7 protein-coding genes and 3 pseudogenes are annotated in these 10,160 nt (G+C 59.6%); 4 read left to right on the top strand and 6 right to left on the bottom strand.

Features of this window, described 5'->3' with window-relative positions:
• Positions 1-160 precede the first annotated feature (160 nt).
• From EXZ48_RS31265 to EXZ48_RS31275, 3 genes are read right to left on the bottom strand one after another with little or no spacing between them, the layout of a single operon-like run.
• A complete protein-coding gene (locus EXZ48_RS31265; RefSeq protein WP_130520908.1) occupies positions 161-1,597 on the bottom strand; it encodes a response regulator in 1,437 nt (478 codons plus the stop codon).
• Positions 1,597-2,484: a HAMP domain-containing sensor histidine kinase gene (locus EXZ48_RS31270; protein ID WP_064334488.1), complete on the bottom strand. Its 888-nt coding sequence runs from the start codon at positions 2,482-2,484 to the stop codon at positions 1,597-1,599. The genes EXZ48_RS31265 and EXZ48_RS31270 overlap by 1 nt, the downstream gene beginning before the upstream one ends.
• Entirely contained in the window at positions 2,474-4,324 is a 1,851-nt protein-coding gene (locus EXZ48_RS31275) for an AAA family ATPase (protein WP_064334487.1), read from the bottom strand. Before EXZ48_RS31275 ends, EXZ48_RS31270 begins: the two co-directional genes overlap by 11 nt.
• 217 nt (positions 4,325-4,541) lie before the next feature.
• Here EXZ48_RS31275 and EXZ48_RS31280 point away from each other — a divergent pair, with 217 nt between their 5' ends.
• The 3 genes and pseudogenes from EXZ48_RS31280 (at position 4,542) to EXZ48_RS31290 (ending at position 7,779) form a co-directional block, all read left to right on the top strand.
• Positions 4,542-5,636: an IS481 family transposase gene (locus EXZ48_RS31280; protein WP_245462414.1), complete on the top strand. Its 1,095-nt coding sequence runs from the start codon at positions 4,542-4,544 to the stop codon at positions 5,634-5,636.
• Between the two features lie 512 nt (positions 5,637-6,148).
• Positions 6,149-7,103 (top strand): annotated as a pseudogene (locus tag EXZ48_RS31285) (DUF1403 family protein).
• 1 nt (position 7,104) lies between these two features.
• A complete protein-coding gene (locus tag EXZ48_RS31290) occupies positions 7,105-7,779 on the top strand; it encodes an SMC-Scp complex subunit ScpB (RefSeq protein ID WP_130520910.1) in 675 nt (224 codons plus the stop codon).
• 41 nt (positions 7,780-7,820) lie between these two features.
• On the opposite strand, the gene EXZ48_RS31295 is transcribed toward EXZ48_RS31290, so the two are convergent.
• From EXZ48_RS31295 to EXZ48_RS31305, 3 genes and pseudogenes are all read right to left on the bottom strand, one after another.
• Positions 7,821-8,399: a PIN domain-containing protein gene (locus EXZ48_RS31295; RefSeq protein ID WP_130520912.1), complete on the bottom strand. Its 579-nt coding sequence runs from the start codon at positions 8,397-8,399 to the stop codon at positions 7,821-7,823.
• Positions 8,389-8,835 (bottom strand): helix-turn-helix domain-containing protein, encoded by a 447-nt coding sequence (locus tag EXZ48_RS31300; RefSeq protein ID WP_130520914.1) that lies wholly within the window; start codon positions 8,833-8,835, stop codon positions 8,389-8,391. Before EXZ48_RS31300 ends, EXZ48_RS31295 begins: the two co-directional genes overlap by 11 nt.
• Positions 8,836-9,122: 287 nt before the next feature.
• A pseudogene (locus tag EXZ48_RS31305) lies at positions 9,123-9,794 on the bottom strand (hypothetical protein); the annotation flags it as partial.
• Between EXZ48_RS31305 and EXZ48_RS35640 the strand changes: the two are divergent.
• A pseudogene (locus tag EXZ48_RS35640) lies at positions 9,751-10,085 on the top strand (ISL3 family transposase); the annotation flags it as partial. The pseudogenes EXZ48_RS31305 and EXZ48_RS35640 overlap by 44 nt on opposite strands.
• Positions 10,086-10,160: the final 75 nt, after the last annotated feature.

Below are 10,160 nucleotides of genomic sequence, written 5' to 3' on the forward strand. Positions count from 1 at the left end.
ACGGCGGCTTCTTGAAGAATGCTGCAATGCAGCATACATTCGGGTGGTCGGAGCTGCACTCCTCCTCCCAGCAGCTTCGGGCAACGACTGGCAACCCTCCTCCTCCCAAGTTGTCAGTCAGAATCGAAGCCCGGTGCATCTCCTCCCGCACCGGGCTTTTTCATGCGCCTTCGGCGCCACGCAGCAGCCGCTCCATGCACCCGCGGATAATGGCGCGGGCCAGTATTTTGTCGGTATCGCGGTACTTCAACTGCCGGAGCGCATAGCTGTATCCGACCGCCCATACCTCTTGCTCCGATCCCGCAACGCCCAACGCCCAGGCCCGGCAAGCCCTAATATAGGCCTCGTACGGTGAGCCGGCGCAAAAGAGATCAATCTCGGTCCAGCCTATTGCCTGGTTTTCTGTAGGCCATCCTGCGCGATCGGGTGCATCCGTATGAAAGATTGTGCTCAACTCAAGAGCAACAGGGTCGAGCGAGGCAAGCGAACGCCCAATTTCGGGATAGTCGATTACCATTGGCCGTGCGAAGTCATCGAAAAGAACATTCGCACAGTGCAAATCCCCATGCTGCATGCAGCGCGCCGCGTCCACCTCGATCGCTTCAACTGCGCCCAAGTCAAGTCCCGCAAGCTCCTCGCCGAGTCCTTGGAGGACAACATCACCGACGACGCTCCGCCGAATGGTTGAGACCCGCAACCGCTCAATCTGGCGTGCTCCATGCCAGATCGCGTGATCGGCACGAACCTGCGCCGGGACGGCCGCACCGGCGATCGGGTCATTGGTAAGGATATCGAAAAGGCTTCTCACCTCAGCCCCAACCACGCCGTAGAATATGCTTGCGAAACTGCCGGCGCCCAGTGCGATCTCGGCGGTCACTTGAGGAAAGGAGCCAGGTGCAAGCCTCACCACCTCTGAATGATACTTCGCTTTCTCGACCGCGATCTCGCTAAACACTCCAAGTCTTGCTACCGACGTAATTTGAGCGGCGCCCGCGGCGTTGAAAACCGTGACCCGTAACACCCTTGCACCCGAAAGCCCGCCAGCGAGCTGACGGACTTCGACTCGGCTGCCGCCGTGCGTTCGTCCAAAGAGCCTTAATAGGCGCATTTCCTCCCCGCGCAGGTTCACGGGGGCGTCCACGTATTCCAAGTGAATCTGGTCAGTTCTTTGAACCTCCGCGCGAAACGATCGCACGGCGGCGACGCAATCGTTCATTCGATTTTTCCAGAACACCTGGTGGATAGGATCCTCGCGGCCGCAACAATGTATATCGCCACGTCGACCATGGTCGCGGAGCATGTCGACGGGAAAGTCCGGATCCACAGTGCCGGTGAGAAACCATACAGACGTACCGGGAAGCTGCTCGGCAATCGCTTGGAACACAGCCCATCCATGGTCTCGATGATCATCAAGAAAGTCGTCTTCGGTCGGAATACGACGATCGAGGATTACCACATCGAAGGGCTCCTCCGCGATTGCGGTAAGCGCTCCCAATCTACTACGCCGCCAAGTCACCTCGCAGCCGTCGATGCCGCGAATTGCCTTTTCGATCGATGCGGCAAAATCGACGTTGTCCTCAACTAGCAAAATGCGCATCAACCCACCGCCTTCGGCCAACGCATCTCGAATCGGACTCCACGGTCGCCCGGGATGAGGCGGACACTGCCGTTCAGCGACGTCATCGCCTGCTGAGCGGTTGCGAGACCCATACCGAGATGTCCTGCCTTAGTGGTTGAACCGATCTCAAAGGCGCGAGCCACATTGCCCCGAAATCCGACGCCACTGTCGACGATCGCGATCCAGACGTCCTTGTCGGTAACTCCCCAATTCACTGCGATGTCTGGATACCGAGCGTCTTCAACTGCAAGCGCGAGCGTTGCGTCGATTGCGTTGCGCAGCCCATTGGTAAAGCCGAGACATATGAGGCCCTTGTCTGCTTCGACCGTGCATTCGTGTGGGCCTGCGCGTAAAATGCTGACAGGACCCGCCCCTGCTTCCTCCTCGATCCATTGATAAATGCAATTTGTGAGCGAGATCTCTTCGATTTTTGGAGCGCTGGCGGCGCGCCGCAATCGGGCTAAGCCAGCCACGAGCGCCTCCATCCGATCTAGCCCACGCTTTGTGTCCGAATTTTCAAAGTTGGGAACCTCAGTTTCCGCGGACAGACGAAGCGAACCAAGGATAGGTTCGATTTCATGAATGATCTGCTTGGCGGTCGTTTCGAGCGCTTCGGAATAGATCTCGGCTGTCTGGTCAATCGGGAGGTCTTGCTTCTCGACTGGTGCGGTTCGGATCTCAGTTGGCGTGGCCCTCTGAATCGCCCGCCGCAAAGCGCTCGCGACCCACGCCACCGTTTCGACCGCGAGAGCCTTTTCGATAAGCGGGACATGGGTAGCCTGTGCGTGGTCCGCGAGATGGCGCGCTGCTTCAAGGCGCTCACGAGGATCCGAAGAGCTTAGCTTCCTGAATGGATCAATCGTCACTGGCGCCGCTCTCTGCGTAGAAGGTGGCGCGTCGCTGGAATGCCTCCAATCCGCCTTCCATGATATTGGTGATGGAATGGACCACCTCTGTATCGTCTAGGGCACCCGCAACGTGGACGAAGCAACGATCTCCATCTGATTCAAGATGGGTCACCAAGTCCGCATCGCCGAGAACAGGGATATTTGGATTGTGAGTGGCGATGATCGTCTGCGCGGATTGACTGCGGGCACGTATGGCGTGGACGAGTGTGCCCACGACAAAGGCGTTGTCGAGATGGTCCTCCGGCTGATCGAGCGCGATAATGCGCTCGTTGTGCTGCAGAATGATTGGAAGGACCGCAGTGCAGCGCTGTCCCATCGACAGGAAGTCGGTGGTTTTGAAACTTGTCCCGTCGAGGAGCTCGATGATGACTTCGTCACCTACATCGGTAACAAAAAGCTCAGTTCCCGCATCGCCGCGCAACGATTCAGCAAGGCGATGAGCGCGTTCCTCGTTGATCTCTAGTGCGTTGGCAATTTTGGCTGCGTCGCCCTTTTCCGCCAGGATCGCGATCTCCTGCGGGCTAAATGTTGCGACGATGCGCTCGGCAAGTTCGCGATAGCGCAAACCGCTTCCTCGCAAGGCGCCATTGAGCACGCTGAGATAGGTGCGATAATCCGCTAAGGGCTTAACGGTAACCCGGATAGCAGGCGATAATGCACGAGTGAGCCCCGATGCAATTTGGTGGCGGCTTTTTGTAAGTTCCTGCGTCTGGGCGTGCAATTCGTCGAGCGCGGCCTGGCGCTGGTGGTTCACCCTATTGATTCTCTCGATCCGCTCGGCCTTGAGGGCCGCTAGGGAGTTCAACGCGGCGATCTCCTGGCTGAGTTCGCTGATCTGGCGATCGAGGATACTGGCACCCTTTTGCTGCTCCTCGATTTTTTGCCGAACTTCACGGCTCTGTGCGTCGGTCGCCGCTTTCTCGTGTTGAGCGGTTTGCCGGAGGCCATCTAGCTCCAACGTTATCCGGCGATACTCGTCAATGGTGGTCGCCAACGTCCGGTTTACTGCCGTAAGACGGCTTCGGTGTGAACTAAGTTGGTCAGAGGTCGCTGCCTCCACGGGCCAAGCCTCGATCGTTGGTCGCCTGCTGCAAATGAGTTCGAGTTCGTCTGTCCACTCGCCAAGTTTTGCGGCCGAACGCTCTATCGACGCCGCGCGAACATTTGCGGCACTCGCTAGCGGAATTAACTCGTCGAGTTGACGCCGCAGGGCGTCCAGCTCAACGCTACGCGCTCGCTGTGCCGCACCCTGGTGTTGTAGCTCGGCCAAGTTTGTCTGGATTCGTGGCAGTGCCAGTAGTCTTTCTGATATGTCATCAATTTCAGCGAGTAGGGCGCGAATCTCGCTTGAAGCCGACCTAATGCGCGCATGCAGCGGCGCCTGCCTTGAGGCGGCCGCGCTCCTTCCCGACACGAAACCATCGATTAGGCGCATGCGCGATTGGGAGCGTGCTCCAATCTGCTCGACTTCCTTTTGGGAGAAGACCAACGGCGCTGCGACATCAATCGGGCATTGGTCTTCGTCATCACTGGCAATCCGTGAGACTTCGATGCGCTCGTGTTCATCGGTGAGTGTTATTGTAATCTTGCCGTCGCCAAGCACGCCGAGGGCGTGTTCGAGCGAGTCCTTTGCAATCGTATCGGATGAGGAAGGTGCCCCAAGACAAAAGCGAATAAGCTCAATTATCGAACTCTTACCCGTGCCCCGTCCGCCAATGAGAACATTCAGACCGGGACGGAGATGTTGGTGGAAGCCATCGAGGGTCCCGCCTTCGATCCTGATTGACTCGATCCACACTCCAGCTTCGCCTTTCAGTAGTTATCTCTGCGATCGGTAACGCACAGCAGACTACCGATTTATTGGCGCTATGCACAGTGATTTGTTCGCCAAAAACAGGCGGTTATACGGCGTGAAGATCCGAGCTTGGGCGTTTGCGTCTGCGTGGCGATTGCCCTAGGTGTTTAGTCCCGGTATTTGATGGTGCACTATTCAGCCAGGAATGGAGGGATGCGCTATGGGACAGATTCTACACGGGAGCGCCCGCACGACAGAGGCAGTCCGTCGAGCGATACAACATAGTCAAGAGAGCCTGAGGGTTCTGGCGAAGCGCTATGGGATCAACCAGAAGACCGTAGCGAAATGGAAGCGGCGCACAGCGGTGAAGGACCTGCCAACCGGTCCAAAAGACGCGCACTCGACGACACTTTCAATCGAAGAAGAGGCGATCATCGTTGCCTTTCGCCGACACACACTGCTGCCATTGGATGACTGCCTCTACGCGCTGCAGGCCACGATCCCGCATTTGACCCGCTCGTCCCTACATCGCTGCTTACAACGGCATGAGATCAGCCGATTGCCAGAAGTGACAGGGGACAAGGAGCCGAAGAAGAAGTTCAAGACCTACCCTATTGGGTACTTCCACATCGACATCGCCGAAGTGCGCACGGCCGAAGGCAAGCTCTATCTTTACGTAGCGATAGACCGGACCAGCAAGTTCGCCTTCGTCCAGTTGGTCACCAAAACAGGCAGAACATCGGCGTCCGCCTTTCTGGTCGCGCTGATCGCAGCCGTGCCTTACAAAATCCACACCGTCCTGACCGATAACGGCATCCAGTTCACGTTCCCGCCGCGCTACGCCGATGGCCCTACGGCCACTTACATCACGCACATGTTTGACATGCGTTGCCGTGAGAACGGGATCGAACACCGGCTCACCAAAATCAAGCATCCCTGGACCAACGGCCAGGTCGAGCGAATGAACCGAACGATCAAGGAAGCGACTGTCAAACGTTACCACTACGACAGCCATGCCCAGTTAACCGCCCACCTTCATGACTTCGTTGACGCCTACAATTACGGCCGTCGGTTAAAGACACTGCGCGGCCTAACGCCCTACGAATACATCTGCAAAATCTGGGCAACAGAAAAGCATGAGGAGCCTTGCGGCATAGGAGGACTATATCGACTGGCATATATCGGCTGGCGCGAAGTAATCAGCCGGAACGCACCAACGAACGCGGACCAACCTTCCTTCAAGGACTTCGAGCTGAACTGGCGTAGCGTTGCATTTTCCGATATGGATCGTGTGATCCGAATATGGTGGTCGTGATCCAGCTTGCTATCGCGCTCGGAGCTGTCTCCGGGGCGCTCTGTTCGATCTGGCCGGCTATCAGGCAACGTTCGCGGCCAGCGCCGTTCTGCTTCTGCTCGCTACCTCGCATACAGATTGGGCTTGGCGACAGCATGGCTGTAGTCACTGGCCGCGCGCCGCTGGCGAGCATTCTCGACGGTTTCTCCATGCAGGCGCCGAAGCGTCGATTCCGTCTGCTGCGATCCACTCGAATGGATCGGCCGTTTACGAATTCTTTCGATTTTCGGCGTCAGAGTCTGCCGGCGCGTCTTGTATTGCGTCCGCGCGTCATTTCGGAGCCGGAGTTCCTGCCGAGAAGGTCACTTCTCCCCGCAGTTTTCCGGCAGAGCACGTCGTTTCCGGCTGCTTCCGGACGATCTGATTTACGACCGATAATGCAAACTTATCCATCATTATAAAGGAAGGACAAGCCGTGCGCTTTATGTCGATAATGATAGCATAAACCGCGCACTCTTTATAGGATGGCGACCATGGATTCGCCCGTCACCCCTCTCGTCGCCTCGTCGGTACTCACGGCCGCCTTGCCGGGCTGGACCCTGTCGCGCGGCCGCGCGCCGGACGATCTTGCTGCCGCCTTCACCGCCGGCATCGCCTTGAAATTACTGGACGATCTTGTCCGCTCCGCGCCCGTATGGGCCGGCTGCTGGCGGTCTCGCCAGGCCCTGAAATGTGCCGCCGCCGCGGTCCGGCTGATGGGGCCGCAGCGAGGGCGAGGCCGCGTTGCGGGACGCGCTTTTGCTGACCGCTGCTGGCGGCGATCCCGGCCCGGCCGGCCGGGTGTTTTTGGCCACCAAAAGGATTTCTACCCGAAAACCCGCCTTTTCCTCGAAGGCGGTGGCCGAACTCGCCGATCTTCTCGGACTTGCCTGGGACGACCGGCTGGCCGCCGCCGTCGACCACACCGACGACGCGCTGCAATCGGGCCGCCCGGCGCCATTCGCCGCTGCGGACCTGGTCGCGGCCATACATACCGTGCGGCCGGATGTCGAACCGCTCGCCTGGATGCTGGCCGATCTGCTGATCGCCGCGCTGCTGAAATGGGATTTTGCCGTGCCGCTGCTGATGGCCGAGCGCTATGGGCCGGCCTTCAAGACGCTTGGGGGCAGGGGCCGCGTGCGCCCGGGCGAACCGGGTTTTGCCCGCGCCGTCTGCCTTGCCGTCACTGAGGCAACAGGCGCCGCCCTACGCACCGCCGGTGAGATCGCCCGCCGGGCCGAGGCACTGCGCATCGCGGCCCCAAAAGTCCGGACGAAAGGCGCTGGCGCCGTCATACACGCCCTGCACAATGAGGACGCCGTGGCGGCCTCGGCGCCCGGCAGCAATCTCTCGCGCTGGGCGGCGACCCGGCTGTTCGACCGGCTGGAAGGCTTTGGCGCCGTGCGGGAACTGTCCGGCCGCAGTGCGTTCCGGATCTATGGGTTGTGACATGAGCGAACCCGAGGCGGCCAGCACGCGGCGAGGTCGCAGATCGACATCGGAGGACGAAGTCCTCCTGGATCGGGAACTGGCGGATTTGCCATCGGAGCTCCGCTGGCGGGAATGGATGCTGCGTGTCGAGGCGGTGATCTTTGCCGCGGCCGAGCCAGTCAGCCGCGAGACGCTGGCGCGCGTTATCGGCAAGGACTGCAGCATCGATTTGCTGATCGACGACCTGCGCGAGGAGTTGAAGGGCCGGCCCTATGACATCGTCTTTGTCGCCGGCGGCTGGCAGCACCGAACGCATTCGCGTTTCGCCGATTCCATTCGAGCGTCGCAGGCGCCGACGCGGAGTGCGGCGCCGGCCCTGACCGACTTCGAGGCGATGGTGCTGGTGGCGATTGCCTATTTCCAGCCGATCACCCGGGGCGACCTGTCAAAAATCTTCGGCAAGGAGGTCAGCCGCGACACGATCGCCAGCCTGCGCAATGCCAACTTCCTCGCCTCCGGTCCACGCAGCCCGACGCCGGGCGCACCCTATACCTATGTCACGACGAAGCACTTCCTCTCCGCGTTTGGCATGGAGACGCTGCGCGACATCGAGGCACTGGAGGATGCGGGGCTGCTTAGCCGGAAAGGTGTGCAGGAGGAAGCCTTGGAGACGGCCGGGGGCGAAGAGGAATAGTTGATGACCAGGGTAGCGGGAGCCCGTAGACGCTTGTCGGTTCAGATCAGCCCGCCGATCTTCTGACGAAGCAGTGCCGGAAAAGTCTTCAGGCCACTTTGTTGAAGTGCATCGATAAACATGTCGACCGAGGGCATCGTCTTTCGGAGATTTTGCCGGGCTCGTTTGACGCTGGAGATCAGCGCATCGGGAAACGCCGCATGGAGGTCGGTGAGGAAAGCATCCGGAGATTGGCTTGCCACACCATGAGAGGCTAGATCCCTCGCTGGAAAGTCCTTGAGGTTCCAGGTGACGATAAGGGAGGCTTTTCCGGCGATGGCGGCGGCCAAAACATGCCGGTCGTCAGAGTCGGGTAGTTGTAGGTCCGGGATCAAGCGGTGATAGTCGGCGACGTCCGCATCCGGTAGGACGGCCTTCATCCTGTCGCGCGTCGCTATCAGGCGTTCGATGGGCAACGCCGGCGTGTTGGCTGCGAGGTTGCGGATCCACTCGTCGTGAATGTCATCCGTCCAGCGCGCCTCAACGAGCCCGTCGAAGGCGCACTGGATCAGGACGTTGCGCAGGTGAAACGGATAGAGGACGCAGGCATCGTAAACTGCGACGGGCGGTTTAGAGGCCATGGGTCTGAATGAGGTCCTCTGTGTCGTCGGCAAGCGCGTCGATCGCGGCCTGGCGGGTGTCGAGCCTGGATTTCAGCGCAAGCACGTCCTTCAGGAGGGCGCGACGATGTTTGCCGACATAACGGAACGGCAGATCGCCGCGATCCATCCGCAGGACGACCAGGGGACGGGAGATGCCCAGAATCGCGGATGCTTCGGTTGGGCTGAGTTCTTGGTCTTCAGTAAGGACGGCAACGCGCTCTCCACGCAGCATATGTGCGAGTAGGGCTTCAACCGCAGCGGCGGCCGACGGCGGAATTGAGAGCTTGTGCTCGCGGCCGCCCTCGTGGTGGACGTGAAGCTCGAGCCTGTCGCCAGCAGTAAGCTTGGGCAGCGGCGAGGCTGCCCTGCGGTCCCGATCCGACAACCCGGCGAAGTGAATGATCTGGCTGGCCATGATGCTGTCTCCTTGACGGCAATATAGTAGCCGGGGCGTCTAACTGCAATAACTGAAATCGGCGGGTGGCATTGCGCGAGAGTGTCGTCTTATCGATATCGGAGGCCCGGAGGCGAAAAAGGCCAAATTTCGTTGAAGCCTCTCGGCGTCGACGCACGTGGTTTCCGGTGTTCAGTCCACGATCTACAAGAGCCGCTCATGTTGTGCTATGCTTGCCAGACGGATGCGGAGGTGATCCCGCATCCACTCTGGGCTTTGAAGGCGCTGCACTCAGGACGGTGGCTGACCTATGCGGCCTGCCAGACCTGATTCAAGATCCTGGCTGCCAGCGTCGCCTTGTCTTGGGGCAGGAACCGACCATAGTGCTGCTGCACCACATCCGGCGTATCCTGGATCGCGTAGCTCGCCCGCTCATAGGAGCCTGTCTGCTTGAGAATGTGGGTTGCCAGGATGTCGCGAAGATTATGAGGACCATGCGGTAGCAGACCCTTGATGGCGCCGCGGCCGGTATAGGGATTGTAGATGCCGTACCTCTGGATCACAGTCCGCCAGGCTTCATAGAATTTGGTGGAGTCGTACGCCGCATCGAGGCTCGTCGTCTTCACCGTCTTGACGAACAAGGTGCCGGGGTCCTTCGCCGGGCCGAGCAATACGCCACGATGGCGATCGATATAGGCTTCGAGGTATTTGTAGAGATCGAGCAGGTCCGGCAGGATGAGGCGGAATGGCTTTTGCCCGAAGAAGGAGGAGCCGGAATTCTTGAAGGCGACCGACGGGATCAGCACTTCCCATCCCTACTCGCGGTCGCTCCAGCGCAGCTCGCCGCATTTCATGTCTTCGAAACGCCGTTCTGAGGTCGGGAAATGATGGCGCGAGCAGACGCGAAGCTGGCGAAGGTTCTTTTGCCGAAGCCCGAGGTGCAGGCCAAGACGAAGCAGAAGGAAGGATCGAACGGCTTGGCATCTGATGGAAAACGCCAGCCACGCCTTTCTCGACGCCGTTCGTAAATCAATGCGACAGGTCCGGATGGCAATCGGCACTGCCACGGTAAATCCAAAACTGCTGACCGCCGCTGAGCGGCGCAATACGAGGGATATCTGCGGCGCGAAGAGGCAAACGCCGTTATCCGCGGGTTCGTCAGTGAGGGTTTGTCCATCAAGGAGATCGTGCACCGAACCGGGCATAGTCGAAAGCTGGTCCGCAACGTCGTTCGTGGTCAGCGGACTGACATCTTCCGGGTTCGGCAAACTGAGAGCGGCGGTGCAAAAGTCGGCCACGGTAGCGGCGGCATAATGCTGCTGCGGGCGGAGTAAAATCCGGCCACC

The organism is Shinella sp. JR1-6 (assembly GCF_004284735.1).
Classification (GTDB): Bacteria; Pseudomonadota; Alphaproteobacteria; order Rhizobiales; family Rhizobiaceae; genus Shinella.